Genomic DNA, 25,724 nt, shown 5'->3' with positions numbered 1-25,724 from the left:
CCCCCCCCCCCCCCCCCCCCCTCCCCCCCCCCCCCCCCCCCCCCCCCCCCCCCCCCCCCCCCCCCCCCCCCCCCCCCCCCCCCCCCCCCCCCCCCGCCGCGTCGGCTCAGAGGTCGAACTCGTGCGGCGGCAGCTCCAGGGTGTAGCACGCCTCGCGGACGACGGCCTGCTCGGTCTTGTCGAAGTCGCCGTCGGCGCCGCCGATGACGATGCCGATCTGGATGACGGCACGGGCCTCGGCGGGCTTCTTCTTGGCCTTGGCGATCTCCTGGAGGACGCTCACCTTGCCGAAGGCGAAGTCGGTGGTGAGCTTGTTCAGATTGTCCTCGAAGCGGCGGCGCAGGTCGTCCGCGGGGAAGTTGGCCAGCACGTCGTTGGTCGCGATGAGCTGGGCCACGCGCTGGCGCTCGGCGGGGTCGATGGTGCCGTCCGCGGCGGCCACGAGGGCGCACATGGCCATGCTCGCGTCCCGGAAGGCACCGCTTTTCAGATCGTTCTTCTTCGCCACCAACTGGGTCTGCATCTGCGACGCGGACTCCTTGACGCGGTCCCACAGGGCCATGCTCGCTCCTCGTATCCACGGCGGGTGCCCCGCGGCACCCCACCGGCAACTTCTACAACACCGTAGAAACTGACGGTGGGGCCGGAAAGTTCCGGGACGTCAGGCCGTGGTGGTCCCGCCCTCCCGGGCGAGGGCCCGCGCCTGGCGACGGCGCTTGCGGCGGCTCGTGCGCGGCTCCTGGTCCGGCAGCCAGCCGAAGGCGAGGCAGCTGCCGACGACGCCGAGCAGCAGCCCGACGAAGAAGCCGCCCAGATTGGAGGTGACCCAGGTGCCCAGCGACACCAGCACCCCGAGGATGGAGTAGAAGAGTCGCTGGGCCGGGTTGAAGAGGATCAGCAGTCCCAGCAGCGCCATCAGGCCCGGCAGCAGATAGCCGGCCAGGCCCTGCATGCCGATGTGCATCACGACCTTCAGCGACGCCTTCTCGGTCAGCAGGATCTCACCGCCGGCCAGGGCGAGCAGCAGCCCGCCCCAGAAGGGCCGCCGGGACCGCCAGGCGCGAAAGGCACGCCGGGGGCCCGGTCGGGGCTGGTCCGTCACGGCGCTCAGCAACCCGAGTCGCTGAAGCGCAGCTTGAGACCCGGCAGCTTGAACACCCCTGCCGTGGTCGCGTAGTTGGTCTGCCGCAGGTTCTTGATGTACACGCTGTCGGCCTGCTGGCTGAAGACGCCCTTCGGCCCCTTCGCGTTGGCCTCGGTCAGCTCGCTCGCGTCGTTGCCGATCTCGATGTTGTCGAACGACGCGTCACCCGACATCGCGGTGGAGTCGGTGGTCAGATCGGACGCGCTGACCTGGGTGGCGCCGTTGCCCGCGGTGATCAGCAGGTTGGTGCCGCCGAGGTCCACACTCTGGCACAGCCTGGACAGCGTGGCCTTCTTGATCGCCGAGGTGACGATGAGGACCTGGCCGCCGGTGTCACCGGCGTTGGGGCTGCCGTCGGCCATGTTGTCCAGGCCGCCGAACTGTTCGAAGCCGGTGCCGTGCAGCTCGTTCGCGGTGACGGTGAACGGCATGCCGGAGATCGAGAACTGCACGCCGAGCGCGCCCTGCGCGGTGAGCACCGCGAGGCCGGCGGCGACCAGGGTGGCGGGCACCGCCATGATCGCGGCGCGACGGCCCCGGACGCGGCCGCGTCTGCCGGCCGCGGGCGCCGCGGTGGCGCCCGGTGCCTGCGGCGGGAAACCGCTCTCCGGGTTCTCGGGGGTGTTGCCGGTGGACGGGGTGTCCGGGGACGAGGCCATGTCTGCTCCCATGGGCATGGATCAATGCGGGTTGGGCTTCAGTGGCGCGATGTCCTGGCGCGGACAGCGGCCGCCGCGGACGCCTCCTCGCACTCCCGGCGGGTGCAAGGGCTTTCTCGTTACGCGGCGGTAGCCTTTCGAGGAAGTTACCGCCGGTTACATTTTCGGGTCAAGGGAGATGTGAAAAAAGGGTGTCGACGGTGCGCGGGGGTCTGCGTGGACCCCTCGGAACCCTCAACTTCCGCCGGAAATCAAGGGGTTGACCAGTCCGACGGGTTGACGCCGATGCTTGACGGCGTTACAAATTCTTCAGATTCCACGGATCCGTGGCGCCGGATCCCCGAGCGGCAGCGGCCGTGTCCGGCAAGGGCATCGGCCGTGTTCCCGGCCCTTGCGCGGCACCCGCTCCAGCACACGGCGACCGATGTGAACGCGGGTCGCCGCGCACGCCGGCCCCCTTGCGAGCGGCGGCCGTTCCGCACGGTGATCTCCCCGTACTTCGCGCGAACACGGCACGGACAGCTCCCCCACGGGTCCGTACCGGCACCCCCCTTGTTCGTCCGGCCCGGCCGATTCCCTCCGGGTACCGGCCGGTGTCCGGCCCGCCGCCGTCGCCGGTCCGTCGCGTAAGGAGAAGGCGTGACGGACCCGCGCCGGCGGCCACATCCCCACCGCACCACCGCACCATCCCGCCACCCCCCACCGCTCCGATTCCCCACCCACCAGAGAGGCACCCGCATGCGCACGCGTACCCTCATCGCCCTCGCCGGCACCGCCACCGCCACCGCGCTCGCCCTCGTATCCGCAGGGCCCGCCTCCGCGGCCGGTACGGTCCTCACCACCGGCAGCGCCGGCGGCACCGCCGTCGCGGTCGGCGACACGCTCACCGCGCCGCTGGCGAGCGGCACCTCGGCGACCTTCTACTCCAGCTCGACCGGGACCAGCGGTGTCAAGTGCGGCACCTCCCAGTTCACGGCCAAGGTCACCGCCAACCCGACCGCGCCGGGCACCGCCACCGAGTCCCTCACCGGGCAGACCTTCAGCGGCTGCACCAGCAACGTCACGGGTGTCCTCAGCGTCGGCAGCGTGACCATCGACAACCTGCCCTACACGGCGTCGGTCGCCTCCGCCGGCACCCTCACCGTCGCGGCCCCGAGCGGTTCCGTCATCCAGTCCACGGTCAAGCTCAACACCCTGCTGGGCAGCGTCACCTGCGTCTACCAGGGCCCGAGCCTGTCCGGGAAGGCGGCCAACGCCGACAACAGCATCAGCTTCACCAACCAGCAGTTCACCAAGATCTCCGGGTCCTCGCTCTGCTTCTCCACCGCGTACTTCAGCGCCAAGTACGCCCCGGTGACGGACGGCGGGGCCGCGGTCTACGTCAACTGACGTCCCGCCGTCGGTCATTTCGGGCCAATCTGAACGCAGCGCCCAGGCGGCGCCGACGCGGTGCATCCCGGCATCGCGGCGGCGCCGCCCTGCTGTGCGCGGTTCCCCCGAGGACGGCTCTACTCCCTTACGGCGCAAGGGAGTTGCGCTTTTTCGACCCTCCGGTGAGACGTCGTTGAGGAGCCGATCCCCGGCCTCGTATCGTGGCGATCATGGGGCTCTCGTTGTCATGCGGTGAGTTATCGTATGCAAGGGGTTAAAAACAAACCGCACGTCCCGTTCGTTCGTCTCGCGAGGAGGGGTCCCGACATGGCGAGGCAGTTACGCGCCGAACAGACCAGGGCCACGATCATCACGGCCGCCGCCGACCTTTTCGACCAGCATGGCTATGAATCCACCAGTCTGAGCGACATCGTCGCACACGCGAAGGTGACCAAGGGGGCCCTCTATTTCCACTTCGCCGCGAAGGAGGACCTGGCGCACGCCATCCTGGAGCTGGAGGCCCGCGCGGCCCGCCGCCTGGTGGCCGATCTCGACGGCCGCGGCTACTCCTCCCTGGAGGGGCTGATGCGCACCACCTTCGGGATCGCCCGGCTCGCCGTGGACGACCCGGTACCCCGCGCCGGGCTGCGCCTCGCCACCGCCGACGTCACCGTGCGGCCGCCGCTGCGCCACCCCTACACCGAATGGCTGGAGTTCGCCGGCCGCAAGTTCACCGGGGCGGTGCGCGAGGCCGATGTGCACGGGGACCTCGACGTCTCCGCCGCCGCCCACTCGCTCGTCTGCTTCTTCTTCGGCACCCGTGTCGCCGGCCGCTTCGAACCGGTGGGACGCCTGCCGCGCCGGGTCGCCGAGATGTGGCACCTGATGATCCGCGGCCTGGTCCCGGTGCACCGCCGCCCCCGCTACGTCACCCTCGCCACGCAGCTGGAGCGGGAGATCAGGACCGCGTGAGAGGCGCGGTACGGTGACGGACATGCCCGAAACCCCGTTCGCATCCGTGATCCTCGGCAACGAACCCGGATCGTTCCCGCACGGTGTGCTGGCCGAGCGGCACCCGGCGATCATCCGTCAGGTGCGGGACTCCCTCCCGTACGGCCCCGCTCGGCAACGGGCGCTGGACGAGCTGCTGAGGAGCTGCGCCGAGGGGACCGTCGAACCCCTGCCCGCCGATGCCCCGGACCGGGCCGCGTGGCACGCGTGGGGCCTGGCCGAGTACACCGGGCGGTCCTGGTTCGACGTGCCGTGGCTGTGGTCCGAGAGCTACTTCTACCGGCGACTCCTCGAAGCCGTCGGCTACTTCGGCAGCGGGCCCTGGCGGGGCATCGACCCCTTCCGGCCCGTCAAGCGCGCGGAGCTGGACGCGCCGGAGACCGGCCGGGAACTCGCCGCCCTCGACGGCCTGCGGGAGCTGCCGGAGCCGGAGCGGGGCCGCGCCCTGCTGCACGGCTCGCTGTGGGGCAACCGCGCCGACCTGGGCTTCCGGCTGTCCGCCGGGCAAGCCGAGGACGCCGAGGACGCCGAGGACGCCGGGGCCGGGGACCAGGCGCCCGCGCTGGTCGCCGACGACAGCGAGCTGCTGTGGTCGCTGCTGCCGCCCGGCGGCGGCGCCACCCTGGTCCTGGTCGCGGACAACGCCGGCCGCGAACTCGTCCCCGACCTGCTGCTGCTCGCCCACCTCATCGCCGGGGGCCGGATCGCGCGGGCGGTGCTGCACGTGAAGCCGTATCCGTACTACGTCTCGGACGCGATCATGGCCGATGTGCTCGACGCCCTGGAGCGGCTGCGTACAGCGCCGGGCGCGGCCGGTGAGCACGGGCGGCTGCTGCGCTCCGCGATGACCGACGGGCGGCTCGCGGTGCGCGCCCACCCCTTCTCCTGCGCCCCGCTGCCGTACGAGCGGATGCCGCCCGAGCTGCGCGCGGAGTTCGCCGCCGCCACCCTCACCGTCTTCAAGGGCGACCTCAACTACCGCCGCCTGGTGGGGGACCGGCGATGGCCGCCGACCACGTCCTTCGCGGCGGCGACCGGGTACTTCCCCGGTCCGGTGGCCGCGCTGCGCACCCTGAAGTCGGAGGTGGTCACCGGGCTCACCGCCGCCACCGAGGCGCGGCTGGTGGCGGCGGAGGGGCAGCGCTGGCGTACGGCCGGCACGCATGCGCTGATCCAGGTCAACCCGCGTACACCGGAAGCGACTTGAGCCCGTTGATGAAGTTCGACACCAGCCGCTCGGGCGGGCCCGCGGGCCGCAGGACGGGGAGTGCGCGCAGCACCTCCGCGTAGAGCAGCCGCAGTTGCAGCCGGGCGAAGTGGGCGCCCAGGCAGACGTGCGGGCCGTCCCCGAAGGAGACGTGCGGGTTGGGGGAGCGGGCGAGGTCAAGCCGGTCCGGGTCGGCGAAGGCCCGCTCGTCGCGGTTGGCCGAGGCGTGGAAGACCACGACCTTCTCGCCGGCCGCGATGTGCCGTCCCGCCAGCTCGGTGTCCCGCGCGGCGGTGCGCCGGAAGGTCAGCACCGGCGGGTGCCAGCGCAGCAACTCCTCGACGGCGGAGGCGAGTTCGATCTTCCCGGCGCGCAGCAGGCCGTACGGCCGCGGATGCCCGGCCAGGGCCAGCAGGCCGCCGGGTGCCGCGCTGCGGACCGTGTCGTTGCCCGCGACGGTGAGCAGGAAGAAGAACATCTCCAGCTCGGGGCCGGTGAGTTCGGGGTCGGTGGCGAGGGTCGTCATGATGTCGTCGGCGGGGTGCCGGCGCTTGTGCGCGGCCAGTTCGTTTGCGTAGCCGAACATGTCCCGCAGCAGCGCGGGGGAGCGCGGGTTCAGCGGCTTGCCCGAGCCGTCCAGCACCACAGGGGCGGCCTCGTCCGGGTCCTGGTAGCCGATCACCCGCCGGGTCCAGTGCAACAGCAGCCCCCGGTCGCCCTCCGGGACGCCCAGCAGGTCCGTGAGGTTGAGCAGCGCGTACTCGTCGGTGACGGCGGTCACCAGGTCGAGGGTGCCGTCCTGGTGCGTGGCCCGCTCCAGCGCCGCCGCGAGCAGGGCGCGCGCCCGCTCGCGGGCCAGGGCCGCGAACCGCTCGATCCGCCCCGGCGTGAACGCCCGGCTCACCAGCCGCCGCAGCCCGCCGTGCTCCGGTGGGTCCTGGTTGAGCATCATCCGCCGGACGAACGGCAGGTCCGCCGGATCGGGGTCCCGGATCTGCGTCGCGCCGAGGTGCGAGGAGTACGCGGCCGAGTCCTTCAGGACCCGGACGACGTCCGCGTGCCGGGTCACCGCCCAGAACCCCGGACCGGCGGGCCAGCCCAGCACCTCGGGCTCCGCCTGCCAGGCCACCGGGTGCTCGTCGCGCAGCACGCGGTAGGCGTCGTACGGCACCCCGGTGGCGTAGCGCCGCGGGTCGAAGACGTCCGGCACCGGCGCGGCCTCGCGCACGCTCATGCGGGGCCGTCCGCGCGCAGGAAGTCCTCCACCACCCGGATCAGCTCCAGCGGTGTCTCGTCCATCGGGTAGTGCCCGGCGCCGGACAGGGTGACGAGCTGTCCGTTCGGGTACCAGGCCAGCCAGGTCTCCCGCATCAGCGCGGGCGGGATCGCCGGGTCCCGTTCGCCCGCCACGGCCAGCGCGGGCACCTCGCTGCCCGCCACCTCGGCGTGGAAGTCCTCGCCCGCCCACGAGTCGAGCCAGGCCCGGAACGCCTTCGGGTCGCTGCGCCCGAGGGAGAGCGCGACCATCCGGTCCAGCCAGGCGTCCGGGCGGCGGCCGCCGGTGGTGAAGTCGATGATCGCGCGCCGGTTGGCCGCCTTGTGCGCCGCGTCCGTGAACAGTGCGCCCTGCTCGCCCGAAAGCGGCATGCCCGCGGCGGGCACCGGGGAGACGCCGACGATCCGGCGCAGCCGCTCGGGGGCGAGCGCGAGCAGCCGCTGGGCCACCGCGCCGCCCATGGAGTGCCCGATCACCGAGAACCGCCCCCAGCCGAGCCGGTCGGCCAGCGCCACCAGGTCCAGGGCCGCGCGGGTCGTCGTGTACGGCCCCTCGGCGTCCGCGGCCTCGCCGTAGCCGCGCAGGTCGACCGGCGCATACGTGAAGGCGCCGCGGTCCAGGTCGGGCAGGACGGCCGCGTAGGCCGAGCGGTCGGCGAACCAGCCGTGCACGGCGAACACCCGGTGGGCGCCGTCGCCGTGCACCTCATGGGGCAGTGCGAAGGAGTTCATGCGCCTACCGTGACCCGGCCACCCGAGCACGGCAAGGGTGCGGACGGGCCGCGACGCGGGGCGGATTCACGCGATGGTGTGATCATGTCCCGTGCGCGGGATGGGCGTTCGGAGCCGGGGGTAGGGCCCGGCCATGACGCAGCCGTTCGAACTCCCGCACTTCTACATGCCGTTCCCCGCGCGGCTCAATCCGCATCTCGACGAGGCCCGCGCCCATTCCACCGCGTGGGCGCGCGAGATGGGCATGCTGGAGGGCTCCGGGATCTGGGACCAGGCCGACCTGGACGCGCACGACTACGGACTGCTGTGCGCCTACACCCACCCCGACTGCGACGGCCCCGCCCTGTCGCTGATCACCGACTGGTACGTATGGGTGTTCTTCTTCGACGACCACTTCCTGGACATGTTCAAGCGCACCCAGGACCGCGCCGCCGGCAAGGCCCACCTCGACCGGCTGCCGCTGTTCATGCCGATCGACCCCCAGACCCCCGTACCCGAGCCCGAGAACCCGGTCGAGGCGGGTCTGAAGGACCTGTGGGCGCGTACGGTGCCCGCGATGTCCGCCGACTGGCGCCGCCGCTTCTCCGTGGCCACCGAGCACCTGCTCAACGAGTCGATGTGGGAGTTGTCCAACATCAACGAGGGGCGGATCGCCAACCCCGTCGAGTACATCGAGATGCGCCGCAAGGTGGGCGGCGCGCCCTGGTCCGCCGGACTGGTGGAGTACGCGACGGCCGAGGTGCCCGCCGCCGTCGCCGGGACCAGGCCGCTGCGGGTGCTCATGGAGACCTTCGCCGACGCCGTCCACCTGCGCAACGACCTCTTCTCCTACCAGCGCGAGGTCGAGGACGAGGGCGAGAACAGCAACGGCGTGCTCGTCCTGGAGACCTTCTTCGGCTGCACCACCCAGCAGGCCGCCGACACCGTCAACGACATCCTCACCTCGCGCCTGCACCAGTTCGAGCACACCGCTCTCACCGAGGTGCCCGCCGTCGCCCTGGAGCACGGCCTCACCCCCGCCGAGACGGCCGCGATCGCCGCCTACGCCAAGGGACTCCAGGACTGGCAGAGCGGCGGCCACGAATGGCATCTGCGCTCCAGCCGCTACATGAACAAGGGCGCGCGGGACGACTCGCCCTGGCGGCTGCCCAGCGGCCCCGGCACCTCGGCCGCCCGAGTCGGCGCCCTGCTCGCCGCCGCCGCGCACGAACGCCTGCGCGCCTACTCCCATGTGCCGCACCAGAAGGTCGGGCCGTCCATCCTGCCCGAGTTCCACATGCCGTTCTCCCTGGAACTCAGCCCCCACCTCGACACCGCCCGCCGCAATCTGCGCACCTGGTGCGACCGCATGGGCATCCTCCAGGAGGGCGTCTGGGACGAGGACAGGCTGCGCGCCTGCGACCTCGCCCTGTGCTCCGCCGGACTCGACCCCGACGCCACCCCCGAGGCCCTCGACCTCAGCGCCCAGTGGCTCGCCTTCGGCACCTACGGCGACGACTACTACCCCCTGGTCTACGGCCACCGCGGGGACCTGGCCGCCGCCCGCCTGGCCACCGCCCGGCTGTCGGCCTGCATGCCCCTCGACGGCGAGCCGCCGCTGGTGCCCGCCAACGCCATGGAGCGCTCCCTGCTCGACCTGTGGGCCCGCACCACCTCCCCGATGAGCACCGGGCAGCGCCGCACCCTCAGACAAGCCGTGGACTCCATGACCGAGAGCTGGGTGTGGGAACTGTCCAACCAGCTCCAGAACCGCATCCCCGACCCGGTCGACTACCTGGAGATGCGCCGCGCCACCTTCGGCTCCGACCTCACCCTCAGCCTGTGCCGGATGGGCCGGGGCCCCGCGGTCCCGCCGGAGCTCTACCGCAGCGGCCCGGTGCGCTCCCTGGAGAACGCCGCCATCGACTACGCCTGCCTGCTCAACGACATCTTCTCCTACCAGAAGGAGATCGAGTACGAGGGCGAGATCCACAACGCCGTCCTGGTCGTGCAGAACTTCTTCGGCGTCGACTACCCGACCGCGCTCGGTGTCGTACACGACCTGACCACCCAGCGCATGCGGCAGTTCGAGCATGTGGTCGCCCACGAACTGCCCGTGCTGTACGACGATTTCGGGCTGTCCCCGCAGGCCCGCGGGGCGATGGACGGCTATGTCGGCGGCCTGCGGAACTGGCTGGCCGGAATCCTCAACTGGCACCGCAGCGTGGACCGTTACAAGGACGCCTGGCTCGGGCGGCGCGCCCACGGCTTCCTGCCCGACCGGCCGCCCGCGCGCCCGCTCCTCACCCTGGCCTGACCGGCCACCGGGGCACATGGGCCGAGCCGGCTCCGGGCGGGGGCCGGTGCGTGGGGCGACCGTAGTGACTACCCGCCGCCGGCCTCCGGCCAGTCTCACTCGTTCGTGTCTCGTCGCGGGCCGGTGCGCCGGGTAGGTCACCGGCCGGAGGCGAGCGAACCATGGAACACACTGCGTTGCGGCCCAGGCCGCTGCCGGGCCGGGGGCCGCGGGCGGGCGGCGGCCTCGCCCACCACCCGCACGCCGCGTCCCGGCGCGGCCGGCGGCTGCGGACCCTCGTGCTCGGCGCCTGCGCGGGCACGCTGCTGGTGCTGTCCGGCGTGGGCATCGGCGCGGTCGGCGCCACGGTGCTCGGCGCGGGCCGCGGCACCGGGGCGGGCCCACGGGCGGCGACCGTGCGGGAGAGCGTGCCGGCCACCCTGGGCGTGGAGGCCGTCGACTACGGCAGTCCCGGCGCGCTGGTGGTGGGCGTGCACACGCCCGGCCCCGGCTACCGGGCCGGCCTGACCCGCGGGGACGTCCTGCTCCAGTTCGGCGGCGCCCGCGTGGACACCGCCGCCGACCTGGCCCGCGCCGTCGCCCACGCGCGCCCCGGCAGCGAGGTCCTGCTCACCGTGCGGCACCGCGACGGCGGATTCCAGCAACTGACGGTGGTGCCGGGGGTGGTGACCTGAGCGGAGCCGGGAGGCGCCGCCGGCAGGCCACGGGCGTCCCTGCCGCGCCGGTGCCGTGGGCCGTACCGCGCGGGTCTCCGCCGGGTCCGGCGGCCGTGATCGGCCGATGGGGTCGCGTGGCCCGGTCCGGGCGGGCAGGATGCTGCCCTGGGGGTGCCGACGGTGCCCCGCACCCGCCCGACCAGCCAGAACCGCCCGGAGGCCCGGATGACCGGCAGTACGACCACGCCCTTCAGCGCAGCCGACCACAAGGCCCGCATGGAGCGCGCCGCGGGTGCCGCGGCCGACGCCGGTCTCGCCGGGCTGCTCGTGGCACCGGGCCCTGACATGGTGTGGCTGACCGGCTACACCCCCACCGCCGTCACCGAGCGGCTCACCCTGCTGGTCCTCGCCCCCGGCCAGGACCCCGTGCTGGTCGTACCCACCCTGGAGGCCCCGGACGCCGAGCACTCCGCCGCCGGCGGGGTACTCACCCTGCGCGACTGGACCGACGGCAAGGACCCGTACGCCGTCACCGCCGAGCTGCTCGACGCGCGCGGCCGCTACGGCATCAGCGACAACACCTGGGGCATGCACGTCCTCGGCCTCCAGCGCACCCTGCCCGACAGCTCCTACGCCGCCCTCACCGACGCCCTGCCCATGCTGCGCGCCGTCAAGGACGCCGCCGAGGTGGAGCTGCTCGCGGCCGCCGGAGCCGCCGCCGACGCGGCCTTCGAGGAGATCCGCAAGGTGACCTTCGCCGGGCGCCGCGAGTCCGACCTCGGCCGGGACCTCGCCGCGCTGCTGCGCCGCTTCGGCCACTCCCAGGTCGACTTCACCATCGTCGGCTCCGGCCCCAACGGCGCCAACCCGCACCACGAGGTCGGCGACCGCGTCATCCGGCGCGGCGACATGGTCGTCCTCGACTTCGGCGGCCTGAAGGACGGCTACGGCTCCGACACCACGCGCACCGTGCACGTCGGCGAGCCCACCGAGGAGGAACGCCGGGTCCACGACATCGTGCGCGCGGCCCAGGAGGCCGGCTGCCAGGCGGTGCGGCCGGGCGTGGCCTGCCAGGAGGTGGACCGCGCCGCCCGCGAGGTGATCACCGACGCCGGGTACGGCGAGTACTTCATCCACCGCACCGGGCACGGCATCGGCGTCACCACGCACGAGCCGCCGTACATGATCGAGGGCGAGAGGCTGCCGCTGGTACCCGGCATGTGCTTCTCGGTGGAACCCGGCATCTATCTGCCCGGCCGGTTCGGGGTGCGCATCGAGGACATCGTCACGGTGACCGGGGACGGCGCCCGCCGCCTCAACAACACGACCCGCGAGATGGTCCTCGTGGACTGACGGCCCGAGCCCACGGCGGGCCCGGCGCGACCACACCCGACGACACCCGGAACGGCGACGCGCGATCCATGACCCAGGCACCGACACCCACCGCGGACACCGTCCGCCGACTGGTCCGTTCGCTGCTCAAGGAAGGGCCGCAGGGCGACGGACCCGATGTACGGCCCGTGCGCGAGGGGCACCCGTACATCTGGTGGGTCGGCACCCGGCACGTGCTGCGCCTCGCCCCCGACCGGGAGGCGTCCGCCCGGCGCCGCCGGGAGCTGCGGCTGCGCGCCCTGGTCCGCCCGCAGGTCCCGGTCGCGGTGCCGGTCAGCGTCGCCCACGCCGACTGGGCGCCCGGCCTCGCCTGCACCCTGGACACCGTGGTGCCCGGCGGCACCGCCGAGGAGCACGAGGTGTCGGCGGCCGGCGAGGCCGATCTCGCCGGGCTGCTCACCGGGCTGCGGGCGGTGCCGGTGCGCCAGGCCGAGTCGCTCGGGGTGCCGCGCGCCGCTCCGCGCTCCCTGGAGGCGCTGCGCCGGATGGCCGTGCACGCGGCCGAACGGCTCGCCGCCGCCGACGAGTTCGACGCCGCGCCGATGCACCAGCTCACCCCGGCCGGGGCCGCCCAGCTCGCCGCGCAGCCCGGTGCCGCCGTGCTCACCCACCACGGGCTGACCGGCGAACACGTGGTGGTCGCCGCCGACGGGCGGGTGCGCGGCGTCCTCGACTGGACCGAGGCGGCGCTCGGCGACCCCGCCGAGGACATCGCGGGGCTCGCCGTCGCCGTCGGCTCCCCGGCCGCCGTCCGCGCCGCCACCCTCGCCGGGTACGGCGCCCGCCCCTGTCTGCGCGGCCTGTGGCTCGCCCGCTGCGACACCGTGCTGCGCCTCATGGACCGCCTCGACGGCCGCACCGCAGGTGACCCGACGCTGCTGCGCACCCGGCTGCGCCGGGCGTGGGAGCCGATCCTGCTGGAGCGGGTGACGGACTTCAAGACGGCGGGGCAGGAGCCGTGACCGGGGCTCAGGGCTGGCTGAGCACCACGCACGACTCGCCGGGCAACTGGAGCATGCCGTCCGCGCCCGGCGCCGCCACCGGCTCCCACGCGGCGAGGACCAGCGCCGGGCGGGAGCCCAGGGGGATGGCGACCGGTTCCTTGCCGAGGTTCACCGCGACCCGCACATCACCGCGCCGGAAGGCCAGCCAGCGGGCCTGCGCGTCGTAGGCCACCTTCGTGTCGGAGAGATCCGGGTCGGTGAGGTCCGGCTGGTCGCGGCGCAGCGCGATCAGCCGCCGGTACCAGTCCAGCATCCTCGCGTGGTCCGGGCGGCCGGGCTCCGACCAGTCGAGGCAGGAGCGCTCGCGGGTCGCCGGGTCCTGCGGGTCCGGTACGTCCTCCTCGGCCCAGCCGTGCGCCGCGAACTCCCGGCGCCGGCCGCGGCGTACCGCCTCCGCGAGGCCGGGGTCCGTGTGGTCGGTGAAGTACTGCCAGGGTGTGCCGGCCGCCCACTCCTCGCCCATGAACAGCATCGGCGTGAACGGCGCGGTCAGCACCAGCGTCGCCGCGCAGGCCAGCAGGCCGGGGGAGAGGTGCGCGGACAGGCGGTCGCCACGGGCGCGGTTGCCGATCTGGTCGTGGGTCTGGGCGTAGCCGAGCAGCCGGTGCCCGGCGACCCGCGCGCGGTCCAGCGGGCGCCCGTGGTGCCGCTCGCGGAAGGTGGAGTACGTGCCGTCGTGGAAGTAGCCCCCGGTGAGCGTCCTGGCCAGCGCGGCGAACGGGTCGCGCGCGAAATCGGCGTAGTAGCCCTGGGATTCGCCGGTGAGCGCGGTGTGCAGGGCGTGGTGGAAGTCGTCGTTCCACTGCGCGTGCAGCCCGAGCCCGTTCTCCGCGCGCGGTGTGATGAAGCGCGGGTTGTTCAGGTCGCTCTCGGCGATCAGGAACAGCGGCCGGTGCAGCTCCGCCGCGAGGTGGTCGACGGCCGCCGACAGCTCCTCCAGGAAGTGGACGGCGCGGGTGTCGTACAGCGCGTGCACCGCGTCCAGACGCAGCCCGTCCAGCCGGAAGTCCCGCAGCCACGCCAGCGCGCTGCCGACGAAGAACGCCCGCACCTCGTCGGAACCGGGCCCGTCCAGGTTCACCGCCGCGCCCCACGGCGTGGTGTACGCGTCGGTGAAGTACGGCCCGAAGGACGGCAGATGGTTCCCGGAGGGCCCCAAGTGGTTGTGCACGACGTCCAGTACGACGCCCAGTCCCAGCTCGTGCGCCCGGTCCACGAACCGCTTCAGCGCCTCGGGGCCGCCGTACGGCTCGTGCACCGCCCACGGCGCCACCCCGTCGTACCCCCAGCCGTGCCGTCCGGGGAAGGGGCACAGCGGCATCAACTCAATGTGTGTGACGCCCAGTTCGGCCAGATGGCCGAGGCGCTGTGCCGCCGCGTCCAGGGTGCCCTCGGGGGTGTACGTGCCCACATGCAGCTCGTAGAGCACCGCGCCCGGCAACTCCCGCCCCGGCCACGGCACCCGCCACGCGTACCGCTCCTGGTCCACGACCGCGCTGAGCTGGTCCGGGCCGTCCGGCTGACGGCGCGAGCGCGGGTCGGGCAGCACCGGACCGTCGTCCAGCGCGAACCCGTACCGGGTGCCGTCGCCCGCCCGAGCCTCCCCCTTCCACCAGCCCGCGCGCTCCGGATCGCGCGCCAACGCCTGTGCGGCGCCCTCGCACTGGAGCGTCACCCGATCTGCCTGCGGTGCCCACACCTCGAACTGCACGGACGGTTCCCCTTCGTCTGCTCACCGTGATGTCCCGCGTTCCCATCGTGCCCGTCCGCGCCGCCGATCGCCCGCTTTCTGGACACTCGCCGCCCGCTGACCGACAATCACAGGTGTGACGTCGTCCTTCGAGTTCCCCACCGCCCCGGCCCCGGCGTCCGCGCGGCTGTCCGACGCGGAGCGGGAAGCGGCGCTGGAGGTGCTGCGGGACGGCGCGGCCAAGGGCCGGCTGTCGCACGACACGTTCGTGCGCCGCATGGAACTGGCGCTCGCCGCGCGCCACGCCGGCGAACTCGCCGTGCTCGTCGCCGACCTGCCCCGCGAGAGCCGGTTCTCCCGCGCGGTCTTCGGCACCGTGGAGGCCATCTCCGGGTTCACGGTACGCCTGCGCCGCTCCTGGCAGGCCGAGCGGCTGCCCAAGCTGCTGCTGCCGGGACCGGACCACACCCGCCCGCTGCGCATAGGCCGCGACCCCGGCAACGGGCTGCGGCTGACCCACGAGACGGTCTCGCGGGTGCACGCCGAACTCAGCCACCAGGGCGGCCTGTGGGTCCTGCGGGACCTCGGCTCCACCAACGGCACCACCGTCAACGGCCGCCGGGTGATCGGCACCGTCGCGGTCCGCGAGGGCGACCAGGTGGCCTTCGGGCGGGTGGCGTACCGGCTGTCGGTGAGCTGAGCGGGCGGCCGCCGCCGCGGTCGTTCGAACGGGTGACCCGCACTGCGGAACCGGGGGCGTCCTGCCGATGCAACGGGCATGACGCACTTCACCACCAGAGCGGCCGCGGCCACCGGCGCGCTGCTGGCCGCCGCCGGCCTCCTCGTCGCGGGCCCGGCCCAGGCCGCACCCCGTCTCCACGGCAACCGGCTGCACCTCACGATCACCCCGGCGGGCGACCGGGCCGGCGGCGAGCACAGCGCCCTGCTGCGCTGCCTGCCGCCGCACGGACACCCGTACGCCGCCGAAGCCTGCGCCGAACTGACCGCCGCCCGCGGCGACATCGGCCGCATCCCGGCCCGCAGGGTGTTCTGCCCGCGGATCTACTCCCCGGTCACCGCCACCGCGCACGGCCGCTGGAACGGACGGCTGGTCGACTTCCGGCAGACGTACACCAACTCCTGCGAACTGCGGGCGCGGACGGGGTCGGTCTTCGCCCTCGGCGGCTGACCGGCCGGCGACCTCACGGACACGCCTGCTCGTGAGCCTGCCGGGCGGCCAGCAGCACCGTGCGGGACTGGTGTTCCACCTGGTGGTCCAGCGGCACCCAGCGGGCCCGGAAGCGCCGGGCGAAGGCGTCGGACCAGGCGGCGACGAGCCGTTCGAGGTCCGGCGCCGCCCGGTCCCCGCTCTCCCGCAGCACCCGCAGCAGCATCGCGGCGGCCCGCAGCGGCAGCCGCCGCCCGAACGCGTCCACGCTGCCGACGTACGCCATCGTGGTGGCGGCCGGCGCGGTGCGGGTCCAGTCCTCGGCCAGCCCCGGAACCAGTTCCAGCACCCAGCGTGCCGCCCGCAGCAGCGGCCCGTCGGCGCCGTCGAGCCGGGGCAGCGCCTGCGCGAGCACCCGCTCCACCTCCAGCGAGTCCCGCAGCAGCCGCCGGGCCAGCCGCCGCATCGCCGCCGCCGGAGCCGGGTGCGGCGCCGGGTCGTCCACCAGGTCGCTGGCCCACATCGGCACCTCGACCACCGCGGTCAGCCCCCCGTAGCGGTGCGCGTGGTACCAGGTGCTGTGCCGGGCGTCGTCCGGCATGCTCGGGTAGGCCGCGCCCGTCTCGGGGCCCGGCATCACATGCACTCCGGGCCCGGACGACGGCCAGCCCGCGGCGTCCGAGGCGCCGGTCTCCACCGGGATGTGCAGCTGCGCCGCCGACTTGGCGAACGGCTCCGCGAGCCCCGGCACGTCACGGGTCAACTGCACCCAGCTGCCGCCCAGATCGGTGCCGTGCAGGGTCACCTGGAGGTAGGGGCGCAGCTCGTCGATCACGGCGGTCAGGGTCCGGGTCTCGGGCGGCAGCCGGTCCGGGGGCAGCACGGACGGCGACCACTCCGGCTGCTCGGCGTTGGTCGGCCGGTAGAAGCCGAGGTGGTAGTCGAGCAGGGTGCGCGGGGCGGGGGTGACATGGAGGGCGGCGCCGTCCGGGTCCGCGCACAGCAGGAAGTGCCAGGAGGTGCCGGTGCGCAACTGCCGCTCCGCCAGCACCCGTCGGGCCAGTGCCCGCAGAGTCGAGCCGCCGGCCGGCTCGTTGGCGTGGGCGCCCGCCACCACCAGCACCGAACGGCGCGCATGCCCCACCGACAACAGGTGCAGCGGCCGTCCCGCGCGCGAGCGGCCCACCTGCCGCAGCACGCACAGCCCCGGCTCCGCGGCGGCCAACGCCCGCGCGCAGGCCACCAGTTCGGGAACGCTGGGATAGCGCAGCTCCGGCAGGAGACTCACCCCCGATGCGTCCGCCCTGCTTCGCCCTCCCAGTCCCGCACGGTGCGCGGTGACTGTCAAGCGTTGAACCAGATGCCCGCACGGCACATGCCAACCGGAGCCTGCGCCACCGCATCCGCCGCGCTCACCGCTGGTGCAGGCCCCGCCCCGCGAGGGCCAGGAACACCTCGCCCACCGCCTCCGAGAGCGTCGGATGCGGATGCACGAACCGCGCCACATCGTCGGCTCCGGCCTCCCAGCCGACGATCAGCTGCGCCTCGGCGATCAGTTCGCAGACCTGCGGCCCGACCAGGTGCACCCCGAGCACCCGCCCGCCGCCGGCCTCGGCGACCACCTTCACCATGCCGCCCCGGCCGTGCACCATCCCCTTCGCCAGCGCGGTCAGCGGCATGTCCCGCACGGCCACCTCGTACCCCCGCGCCCGCGCCTCGGCCTCCGTGAACCCGACGGCGGCGGTCTGCGGGGAGGAGTACGTCACACGGGGTACGGCCGTGTAGTCGACCGGGGCGGGCCGCAGTCCGGCGAGTGTCTCGGCGACGACGAGTCCTTCGGCGAAGGAGGCGTGCGCGAGGCCGGGCGAGGGCGGCGGCAGCAGATCGCCGACGACGTGGATTCCGGGTACGGCCGTCTCCAGCCGGTCCCAGTCGGCCGGTACGACGAACCCGCGCGCGTCCGCCGCGAGACCGGCCGCGGCCAGGTCCAGGCCCTCGGTGACCGGCGCCCGGCCGACCGCCACCAGGAGCCGTCGCGCGTTCAGCGTCCGGGTCTCGCCGCGCGCGGTGCGCACCCGTGCCCGTACGCCGTCGTCCAGCACCTCCGCGTCCAGCAGCCGCGCCCCGGTCCGGACGTCGACGCCGCGTCCCCGCAGCCCGCGGGTGAGATGCCGGCTCACGTCCGTGTCCTCCAGGGGCAGCAGCCGCTCGGCCGCCTCCACCAGGGTGACCTCGGCGCCCAGGGAGCGGTGCAGGGAGGCGTACTCCACCCCGATCGCGCCCCCGCCGAGGACCAGGACCGAGTCCGGCAGGCCCGGCGCGAACAGCGCGTCGTCGCTCGTCACCACCCGCCGCCCGTCCGGCACCAGACCGGGGAGCGCACGGGGGCGCGAACCGGTGGCGAGGACGATCCCGCGGCGCGCGGTGAGGTGGTGCACGCCGGGCGTGTTCCCGGCGCGCGAGCCCTCCTCCCGTACGTCCTCCACCAGCACCGTCCGCGCCCCGGTCAGCCGCGCGCTGCCCCGCACCACCCGCACTCCCGCCGCCGCCAGATGGGCCCGCAGCCCTTTGTGGTTGCGCGCCACGATGTCGTCGCGGGTGGCCACCAGCGCCGGCCAGTCGACGGAGTCCAGCGTGGCCTTCACCCCCCATCGCTCGCGGGCCTCGGCGATGCCGTCGATCAGTTCGGCGGCGTGCAGCATCGCCTTGCTCGGGACGCAGCCGCGGTGCAGACAGGTGCCGCCCAGCTTGTCGCGTTCGACGAGGACGACGCCGAGGCCGAGGGCGGCGGCGCGCAGGGCGGTGGCGTAGCCGCCGGTCCCGCCGCCGACGACGACGACGTCCGCCGCGTCCGGGACCTCCGCCCGGCCCGTGACCTCCGCCGTGCCCGTCCCCATCGCCCTGCCCGCGGCATCCGCTGTGTTCGTGCTCATGGTCACCACCCTGCGGCCACCCCTTGCCATGCGTCCAAGGCAATGTTCTTGTGGGACCCATGCACAATGTTCATGGGAGGAAGGCGAGGTGAGCCTGCGGCAGATGGAGTACTTCGTGACGGTCGTCCAGGAGGCGTCCTTCACCCGCGCGGCCGAGGTCCTGCACGTCACCCAGCCCGCGCTGTCGCACCAGATCAAGGCGCTGGAGCGGGAGGTCGGCGGGGCCCTGCTGGAGCGGCTGCCCCGCGGCGCCCGGCTCACCCCGATGGGCCGCGCCTTCCTGCCCGGCGCCGAACTCGCCGTGCGCAGCGCCGGCCAGGCGCGCCGGGCGGCCCGCGCCGCCGCCGGGGCCGAAGGCGGCGAACTGCACATCGCCGCCCTGCACTCCATCGCCGTGGGCGCCCTGCCCGACGTCTTCGCCCGCTGGCGCGCTGCCCACCCCCGAGTCCTTCTGCGGCTGCGCGAATACGCCACCGCCGAGGCCCTGGAGGACGCCGTGCGGGGCGGCACCGCCGACCTCGCCATCGGCCCCGAGCCCGCCGAACCGGTCGGTCCCGTGACGCCGATCGGTGCCGAGGAGATCGTCCTGGTGGTGCCGTTCGACGACCGGCTCGCGGGCCGTGCGACGGTGACGCTGCCCGAACTGGCCGACCGGGCCTGGGTCCGCTGCGCCATGGAACCCGTCGTGCACGGCGCCCGCTTCCTCGACTGGGCGTGCGGGCGCGCCGGGTTCACGCCCCGGACCGCCGTGTGGACCGAGCAGTCCTCGACAGCCGTGCGGATGGCCGCCGCCGGGGTCGGGGTGTGCGCCGCGCCCGCGCACATCGTGCGGGGGGCCGTGGGCGAGGACTGCGTGCTCCTCACCCCCGACCCGTGCTGGCGGCGCCCGCTGGCCGTCTACGGCCGTACGGCGCCGACCGGGGCCGCCGCCGCCTTCAGTGAGCTGCTGCGCGCCCGCTGGGCCGCCCTGAGCGGTGTTCCGGAGCGGCCCGGCAGGCTGCCGCTCACTCTTGCGTGACCCGCTCCAGCAGCGCCACCGGCAGCGGCCCGAACAGGTCCGCGAGGAGCACCCGTCCGCTGAACTCCCGCTCCGGTGCCAGCACTTCGCGCCAGCGGCCGGGCGGCAGCGGCAGGCTGGTGTCCCGCCAGCCGCCCGACTCCGCCAGCCGCAGCGACAGCCGGGTCACCGCCGTGACCACCTCCCCGGACCGGCAGAACGCCGTGCAGTGCTCCGCCGCCGGGCCCTCGGCGGGCAGCGGGTCGTACGACGCGGACGCCCCGAACGCACCGGGCCTGCGGGCCCGCAGGCCCAGCGCCGCACGCGTCAGCGCGCCCTTCTCGCCGGAGTCCCCGGGCGGCAGGGGCACCGGCCGACGGTTGTCCGGGTCCACCAGCGCGCGGAACTCGCCCTCGGCGCCCTGATACACGTCCGGGACGCCCGGCATCGTCAGGTGCACCAGGGCCGTGCCGAGCACGTTGGCCCGGATGTGCGGCTCCAGCGCCTTGCGGAAGGCCGTCACGCGTTCGCCGGGCGGACCGCAGGGACCGGCCGCGACGAACGCGGCCACCGCCTCCTCGTACGGCGCCTCCCGCTCGGTCCAGCTGGTGTACATGCCCGCCTCGCGCACATGCTTCAGCAGGTACTCCCGCACCCGCTCCGCCTCGGCCGGGCCGAGCCCGAACACCGTCTGCCAGGCCGCCCACACCAGTTGCCCGTCCGGGGTGCCCGCCTCGGGCCGGGTCACCTCGGCCACCAACTCCGCCCATCGGCCGGGGCATTCGGTGAGCACGGCGAGGGCGGCGCGGACATCGGCGCTGCGCTTGGTGTCGTGCGTGGTGACGGCCGTACCGGTGAGCGGCCACTCGCTCTGCACGCGGGCGCAGTACGTGTGGAACTCGCGCGGGGAGACGCCCGGCCGGCCCGGATCGCCGCCCACCTCGTTCGCCGACAGCAGCGGGACATAGCGGTAGAACGCCGTGTCCTCAACGGACTTGGCCCGCAGCGCCGAGGCCGTCTGCGCGAACCGGGTGCGCAGCTCCAGCCGGTCGGCCTGGTCCGGCGCGGACGGGTCGCCGGGCGTCTCGACGAGCAGGTGCCGCACGAGGTCGACGGCCTCCGCCTCCTCCCGGACCACGAAGGCGAGCCGGGCCTCCTCGGCGGCCTCCTCGGTGATCACGGCGGCCGCGTCCCCGGAGGCGTACGGCCGGTAGACCCGCATCCGCACCAGGAGTTCCTCCAGGGCCGTGCGCAGCGCCCAGGGGGCCCGGTCGCGCAGCGCCAGGTCCGGCGAGGTCGCGCACAGCCGCACCGCGACCCGTGTGAGCCGCTCGGTCTCGGTGGCCAGCTCGTGCGTGAGCACCTTGTAGGCGGCCCGGCGCGCCGTGGCGTCCCAGACCCCGCCCCGGTCCGCCTGCGGGGCCGCGAACCTCCGGTACTCGGTGAGGAGTTCGGCGGCACCGTCCGGGTCGGTGAACAGGCCGTCCACCCGGCGCAGGGCGTCGTAGCCGGTGGTGCCCGCGACCGGCCAGGAGGGGGGCAGGCGCTCGTCGTCGGCGAGGATCTTCTCGACCACCGTCCAGCGCCCGCCGCTCGCCTCGTGCAGCCGGGCGAGATAGCCGTCGGGGTCGGCGAGCCCGTCGGGATGGTCGACCCGCAGCCCGTCGGCCACGCCCTCGTCCAGCAGCTGGAGGATCTTGGCGTGGGTGGCGTCGAACACCTCGGGGTCCTCCACCCGCACCCCGATCAGCTCCGAGATGCTGAAGAACCGCCGGTAGTTCAGCTCGGTCCGGGCGAGCCGCCACCAGACCGGGCGGTACCACTGGGCATCCAGCAGCTCGGGCAGCGGCAGCCGCTCGGTGCCCGCGCGCAGCGGCAGGACGTGGTCGTGGACGCGGAGCGTGTCGCCGTCGGTCCGCACGTGCTCGAGGCCGGCGCCGAGCGGGGCGCCGAGGACGGGCAGTAGCACCCGGCCGCCCCCGGCGTCCCAGTCGATGTCGAACCAGCGCGCGTACGGCGACTCGGGCCCCTCGCGCAGCACCTCCCACAGGGCGCGGTTGTGTGCGGGCGCCATCGCCATGTGGTTCGGCACGATGTCCAGGACCAGGCCGAGGCCGTGCTCGCGGGCGGTCCGGGACAGCGCGCGCAGCCCCTCCTCGCCGCCCAGCTCCGCGCGGACGCGGCCGTGGTCCACGACGTCGTAGCCGTGCGTGGAACCCGGCACGGCCTCCAGGACGGGGGACAGGTGCAGATGGGAGACACCGAGCGAGGCCAGGTACGGGACGGCCGCCGCGGCGGCCGCGAACGGGAAGGCGGGCTGGAGCTGAAGCCGGTAGGTGGCCGTGGGCACCCCCGGTCCGGGTCGGGCAGAGGTCATGGGGACCTACGTACCCGCCCCGCCGCGTTTCGTGTCACCCGAGGGGGAGCCGGTGGGCGAGGCGGCTCATTCGCGCTCACCCACACGGCCTATGACGCCCCGCGCCGTGCCGCGCCATCCCCCGACGGCGCTGTGCGTGCTCCTACTCCGGCCGGCGCAGGACCAGGAGGCTGCGGCCCTCCAGAGTGAGCCGGTCGCCCGCCCCCGCCTTCGCCCCCGAACCCGGCGGCACCCCCTCCGCGCGGGCCGTGTCGACCACCACCTGCCACTGCCGGCCGTGGTTCACCGGCACCCGGAAGCCGAGAGCCTCTGGGGAGGCGTTGAACATCAGCAGGAAGGAGTCGTCGGTGATCCGCTCCCCGCGCGGGCCCGGCTCGGAGATCGCGTTGCCGTTGAGGAACACGGTCAGCGCGGAGGCCCGTGCCGCGTCCCAGTCCCGCCGGGTCATCTCCGTGCCCTCGGGGGTGAACCAGGCGATGTCGGACAGCTCGCCGTGGCTGCCCTCCACCGGCCGGCCGTGGAAGAAGCGGCGGCGGCGCAGCACCGGGTGGTCGCGGCGCAGCCACACCATCGTGCGCAAGAACTCCAACAGCCACCCGCCGCCCTCGGGCTCCTTCGGCCAGTGCAGCCAGGAGGTCTCGTTGTCCTGGCAGTAGGCGTTGTTGTTGCCGCCCTGGGTGCGGGCGAACTCGTCGCCGTGACTGATCATCGGCACGCCCTGGGAGAGCATCAGCGTGGCCAGGAAGTTGCGCATCTGGCGATCGCGCAGCGCGAGCACCTCGGGGTCGTCGGTCTCGCCCTCCGCCCCGCAGTTCCAGGACCGGTTGTGGCTCTCGCCGTCCCGATTGCCCTCCCCGTTCGCCTCGTTGTGCTTCTCGTCGTACGACACCAGGTCGCGCAGCGTGAAACCGTCGTGGCAGGTGACGAAGTTGATGGAGGCCAGCGGGCGGCGGCCGTCGTCCTGGTAGAGGTCGGAGGAGCCGGTCAGCCGGGAGGCGAACTCCGCGAGCGCGCGCGGCTCGCCCCGCCACAGGTCCCGCACGGTGTCGCGGTACTTGCCGTTCCACTCGGTCCACAGCGGCGGGAAGTTGCCCACCTGGTAGCCGCCCTCGCCCACGTCCCAGGGCTCGGCGATCAGCTTCACCTGGGAGACCACCGGGTCCTGCTGCACCAGGTCGAAGAACGAGGACAGCCGGTCCACCTCGTGGAACTGCCGGGCCAGTGTGGCCGCGAGGTCGAAGCGGAAGCCGTCGACATGCATCTCGGTGACCCAGTAGCGCAGCGAGTCCATGATCATCTGGAGCACGTGCGGGGACCGCATCAGCAGCGAGTTGCCGGTGCCGGTGGTGTCCATGTAGTAGCGGGGATCGTCCGCGAGCCGGTAGTACGACGGGTTGTCGATGCCCTTGAAGGAGAGCGTCGGGCCCAGGTGGTTGCCCTCGGCGGTGTGGTTGTAGACGACGTCCAGGATGACCTCGATCCCGGCCTCGTGCAGCGCCCGGACCGCCGACTTGAACTCCAGCACCTGCTGGCCCCGGTCGCCCCAGGAGGCGTACGCGTTGTGCGGGGCGAAGAAGCCGATGGTGTTGTAGCCCCAGTAGTTGTTCAGGCCCAGGTCCACCAGCCGGTGGTCGTTGACGAACTGGTGTACGGGCATCAGCTCCAGCGCGGTCACGCCGAGCTCGGTCAGATGGTCGATGACCGCCGGGTGGGCGAGCCCCGCGTACGTGCCCCGCAGCTCCTCCGGAAGACCCGGATGCCGCATGGTCAGGCCCTTGACATGGGCCTCGTAGATCACCGTGTGGTGGTACTCGGTGCGCGGCGGACGGTCGTCGCCCCAGTCGAAGTACGGGTTGATCACCACCGAGGTCAGGGTGTGCGGCGCCGAGTCCAGGTCGTTGCGCCGCTCGGGCGCGTCGAAGTGGTAGCCGTACACCTCCTCGCCCCACCGCACGGCGCCGCCGACCGCCTTCGCGTACGGGTCGAGCAGCAGCTTCGCCGCATTGCAGCGCAGCCCGCGGCCGGGGTCGTAGGGGCCGTGCACCCGGAACCCGTAGCGCTGTCCCGGCATCACCCCCGGCACGTACGCGTGCCGGACGAACGCGTCGCTCTCGCGCAGTTCCACCGCCGTCTCCGAGCCGTCGTCGTGCAGCAGACACAGCTCCACTCGGTCCGCGGCTTCCGTGAACACCGCGAAGTTGGTACCGGCGCCGTCGTAGGTGGCGCCGAGCGGATACGCCTCTCCAGGCCAGACCTGCATGGTGACGACTCTCCCAGGTGAGCGGCTCGCGCGGGGGACGGTTCGCACGACGGCGCGAAGTCTCCCCGAAAGCAGGAACGGCCCGGCCGGGTACCCCCGGTTATGAAACCGCTCACTCCCGGCGTCCGGGCGGTGCCAAACGGCCCGGAAACACCAAGCAGTTGAGCGAAGCAGCCGGGGAGCCGACCTGTCCATCCGGCTGCACCGCGCGGCGCTCCCGGAGTACCCTTCCTTGATCGTTGAGACGGGAAAGGCCCCGGTGGCGGAAGGCGGTGCACGGGTGGGCTCGGGAGGGCTGGAGCTGCCCCCTGGTGGCGAGGGTCACGAGGGAGACTCCGCGGACGTCCCGCCCGGCGCGGTGTCCCTGGCACGGCCGATGGACGCGGGATCCATCGGCCCGGAGCTGGACTGGGGCGCCGACGCCTGGCACGAGGTGCGCACCCGCGCCCAGCGGGCAGGCCGGGCCTACATCTGGCTGAACCTCGTGGAGCAGCGGCTGCGTTCGGTGGTCGCCGCCGTCCTGCGGCCCGTCTACGAGCCCGTGCACGGCGACGAGTGGGTGGTCGCCGCGGCCGGACCGGCCGGGCAGGAGTGGGTGCAGCGCGCGGTCGCGGTCCGCGAAGTCAGCCGCCGCAAGGGCTACTTGCTCGACCCGGCCGACGACAACGTGCTCAGTTTCCTCACGTTGCCCCAGCTGCGCGAGCTGATGGTGCAGCACTGGCCCTGCTTCGAGCCGTACTTCGACGAGCGCCGCGACCTCGAACTCGCCCTGGACGAGCTGGAGGTGACCCGCAACGTCGTCTCCCGCAACCGCGCCCTGTCCGAGGCGGTGCTCGGCCAGGCGGAGCGCGCCTCGGCGCGGCTCCTGGAGATGCTCGGCGCGGGCGGCGACGTGCCCTCGGCGCGCCGGCTGCCCGTCGACGCGGTCGAGGACCTGGTCGGCGACCGGTACGCCGACGTGGTCGCCGTGCACCCCGACCGGGTGCGGCTGATGCGGCAGTTCCCGGCCGAGGACATCTTCGGCGGCGCCCGCCGCCTGGACGCCATCGGCATCGGCCTCAACCTGCTGGTGCAGAACTTCTCCGGGCGGCGCCTGGTCCGGCTCGCCGAGTCCGGCTGCCGGGTCCGGCTGCTGTTCCTCAACCCCGCCTCCAGCTCGGTCAAGCGCCGCGAGCGCGAACTCGGGATGAAACGGGGCGAACTGAGCCGCTCCGTCGAGATGAACATCCTGCACATGCGCCGGGTGCGCTCCCGGCTGCGCGATCCGGGCGCCTTCGAGATCCAGGTCTACGACGAGACGCCGCGCTTCAGCGCCTACCTGGTGGACGGCGACGGCACCGACGGTGTCGCCGTCGTGCAGTCCTATCTGCGCGGGGCGCGGGGGATGGAATCGCCGGTCCTGGTGCTGCGCAACGGCAGTCGGCTGGTCACCTCGGACGATGCGGGCGAAGTCGGGCTGTTCCCGACATACCGCGAGGAATTCGAGCTGGCGTGGGCCGATTCGCGCCCTGTGTCCTGAAGCGTCCCCCCGGCTCCGGCGCGAAGCGGAACG

Annotated in this window: 21 protein-coding genes; 11 read left to right on the top strand and 10 right to left on the bottom strand. The window is 73.7% G+C overall.

Features of this window, described 5'->3' with window-relative positions:
* Window positions 1–106: 106 nt before the first annotated feature.
* From ACZ7EC_RS27275 to ACZ7EC_RS27265, 3 genes are all read right to left on the bottom strand, one after another.
* Window positions 107–562, bottom strand: a complete 456-nt coding sequence (locus ACZ7EC_RS27275) for a tellurite resistance TerB family protein (protein ID WP_471066597.1) — start codon at window positions 560–562, stop codon at window positions 107–109.
* A gap of 99 nt (window positions 563–661) precedes the next feature.
* Complete coding sequence (locus ACZ7EC_RS27270) at window positions 662–1,102, bottom strand: DUF6114 domain-containing protein (protein WP_471066595.1); 441 nt, start codon at window positions 1,100–1,102, stop codon at window positions 662–664.
* Between the two features lie 5 nt (window positions 1,103–1,107).
* A complete protein-coding gene (locus ACZ7EC_RS27265) occupies window positions 1,108–1,803 on the bottom strand; it encodes a DUF6230 family protein (RefSeq protein WP_471066594.1) in 696 nt (231 codons plus the stop codon).
* 738 nt (window positions 1,804–2,541) lie between these two features.
* On the opposite strand from ACZ7EC_RS27265, the gene ACZ7EC_RS27260 reads away from it, so the two are divergent.
* From ACZ7EC_RS27260 to ACZ7EC_RS27250, 3 genes are all read left to right on the top strand, one after another.
* On the top strand, window positions 2,542–3,192 hold the full coding sequence (locus tag ACZ7EC_RS27260) for a Tat pathway signal sequence domain protein (RefSeq protein ID WP_471066593.1): 651 nt from the start codon (window positions 2,542–2,544) through the stop codon (window positions 3,190–3,192).
* 309 nt (window positions 3,193–3,501) lie between these two features.
* Entirely contained in the window at window positions 3,502–4,146 is a 645-nt protein-coding gene (locus ACZ7EC_RS27255; protein ID WP_397983399.1) for a ScbR family autoregulator-binding transcription factor, read from the top strand.
* A 22-nt stretch (window positions 4,147–4,168) separates the two neighbouring features.
* A complete protein-coding gene (locus ACZ7EC_RS27250) occupies window positions 4,169–5,392 on the top strand; it encodes a damage-control phosphatase ARMT1 family protein (protein ID WP_471066591.1) in 1,224 nt (407 codons plus the stop codon).
* Here the strand turns inward: ACZ7EC_RS27250 and ACZ7EC_RS27245 are convergent.
* Entirely contained in the window at window positions 5,364–6,626 is a 1,263-nt protein-coding gene (locus tag ACZ7EC_RS27245) for a cytochrome P450 (protein WP_471066590.1), read from the bottom strand. The genes ACZ7EC_RS27250 and ACZ7EC_RS27245 overlap by 29 nt on opposite strands.
* Entirely contained in the window at window positions 6,623–7,399 is a 777-nt protein-coding gene (locus ACZ7EC_RS27240) for an alpha/beta fold hydrolase (RefSeq protein WP_471066589.1), read from the bottom strand. The genes ACZ7EC_RS27245 and ACZ7EC_RS27240 overlap by 4 nt, the downstream gene beginning before the upstream one ends.
* A 133-nt stretch (window positions 7,400–7,532) precedes the next feature.
* Here ACZ7EC_RS27240 and cyc2 point away from each other — a divergent pair, with 133 nt between their 5' ends.
* From cyc2 to ACZ7EC_RS27220, 4 genes are all read left to right on the top strand, one after another.
* Window positions 7,533–9,695, top strand: coding sequence for a germacradienol/geosmin synthase Cyc2 (cyc2, locus tag ACZ7EC_RS27235; protein ID WP_471066587.1), 2,163 nt, complete (start codon window positions 7,533–7,535; stop codon window positions 9,693–9,695).
* Between the two features lie 161 nt (window positions 9,696–9,856).
* Window positions 9,857–10,369, top strand: a complete 513-nt coding sequence (locus ACZ7EC_RS27230; protein ID WP_471066585.1) for a PDZ domain-containing protein — start codon at window positions 9,857–9,859, stop codon at window positions 10,367–10,369.
* 207 nt (window positions 10,370–10,576) lie between these two features.
* Window positions 10,577–11,704: a M24 family metallopeptidase gene (locus tag ACZ7EC_RS27225; protein WP_471066627.1), complete on the top strand. Its 1,128-nt coding sequence runs from the start codon at window positions 10,577–10,579 to the stop codon at window positions 11,702–11,704.
* A 68-nt stretch (window positions 11,705–11,772) separates the two neighbouring features.
* Window positions 11,773–12,705: an aminoglycoside phosphotransferase family protein gene (locus ACZ7EC_RS27220; RefSeq protein ID WP_471066583.1), complete on the top strand. Its 933-nt coding sequence runs from the start codon at window positions 11,773–11,775 to the stop codon at window positions 12,703–12,705.
* A gap of 7 nt (window positions 12,706–12,712) precedes the next feature.
* Here ACZ7EC_RS27220 and treZ read toward each other — a convergent pair whose 3' ends face one another.
* Window positions 12,713–14,458 (bottom strand): malto-oligosyltrehalose trehalohydrolase, encoded by a 1,746-nt coding sequence (gene treZ, locus ACZ7EC_RS27215; RefSeq protein WP_471066582.1) that lies wholly within the window; start codon window positions 14,456–14,458, stop codon window positions 12,713–12,715.
* Window positions 14,459–14,573: 115 nt separating this feature from the next.
* Between treZ and ACZ7EC_RS27210 the strand changes: the two genes are divergently transcribed.
* Both ACZ7EC_RS27210 and ACZ7EC_RS27205 read left to right on the top strand, forming a co-directional pair.
* Entirely contained in the window at window positions 14,574–15,137 is a 564-nt protein-coding gene (locus ACZ7EC_RS27210) for an FHA domain-containing protein (RefSeq protein ID WP_471066581.1), read from the top strand.
* Window positions 15,138–15,215: 78 nt separating this feature from the next.
* Entirely contained in the window at window positions 15,216–15,626 is a 411-nt protein-coding gene (locus ACZ7EC_RS27205; RefSeq protein WP_471066579.1) for an SSI family serine proteinase inhibitor, read from the top strand.
* A gap of 13 nt (window positions 15,627–15,639) precedes the next feature.
* Here the strand turns inward: ACZ7EC_RS27205 and ACZ7EC_RS27200 are convergent, their stop codons facing one another.
* The gene (locus ACZ7EC_RS27200) at window positions 15,640–16,893 is read right to left on the bottom strand and encodes a M14 family zinc carboxypeptidase (RefSeq protein WP_471066578.1); all 1,254 of its coding nucleotides are present in this window, start codon (window positions 16,891–16,893) and stop codon (window positions 15,640–15,642) included.
* A 124-nt stretch (window positions 16,894–17,017) separates the two neighbouring features.
* Window positions 17,018–18,502: a dihydrolipoyl dehydrogenase gene (gene lpdA, locus ACZ7EC_RS27195; RefSeq protein ID WP_471066625.1), complete on the bottom strand. Its 1,485-nt coding sequence runs from the start codon at window positions 18,500–18,502 to the stop codon at window positions 17,018–17,020.
* Between the two features lie 124 nt (window positions 18,503–18,626).
* Here lpdA and ACZ7EC_RS27190 point away from each other — a divergent pair, with 124 nt between their 5' ends.
* On the top strand, window positions 18,627–19,556 hold the full coding sequence (locus tag ACZ7EC_RS27190) for a LysR family transcriptional regulator (RefSeq protein WP_471066576.1): 930 nt from the start codon (window positions 18,627–18,629) through the stop codon (window positions 19,554–19,556).
* Here ACZ7EC_RS27190 and treY read toward each other — a convergent pair.
* Both treY and glgX read right to left on the bottom strand, forming a co-directional pair.
* Window positions 19,543–21,912, bottom strand: coding sequence for a malto-oligosyltrehalose synthase (treY, locus tag ACZ7EC_RS27185; protein ID WP_471066575.1), 2,370 nt, complete (start codon window positions 21,910–21,912; stop codon window positions 19,543–19,545). The two genes, ACZ7EC_RS27190 and treY, sit on opposite strands and share 14 nt — an antisense overlap.
* A gap of 142 nt (window positions 21,913–22,054) precedes the next feature.
* Complete coding sequence (glgX, locus tag ACZ7EC_RS27180; protein WP_471066573.1) at window positions 22,055–24,172, bottom strand: glycogen debranching protein GlgX; 2,118 nt, start codon at window positions 24,170–24,172, stop codon at window positions 22,055–22,057.
* 280 nt (window positions 24,173–24,452) lie between these two features.
* Here glgX and ACZ7EC_RS27175 point away from each other — a divergent pair, with 280 nt between their 5' ends.
* Window positions 24,453–25,691: an SAV2148 family HEPN domain-containing protein gene (locus ACZ7EC_RS27175; protein WP_471066624.1), complete on the top strand. Its 1,239-nt coding sequence runs from the start codon at window positions 24,453–24,455 to the stop codon at window positions 25,689–25,691.
* The last annotated feature ends 33 nt before the right edge of the window (window positions 25,692–25,724 follow it).

The organism is Streptomyces sp. NPDC037203 (assembly GCF_055605065.1).
Note: the sequence above shows the minus strand (reverse complement) of the source record. Positions and strands in the feature narration are given on the sequence as shown.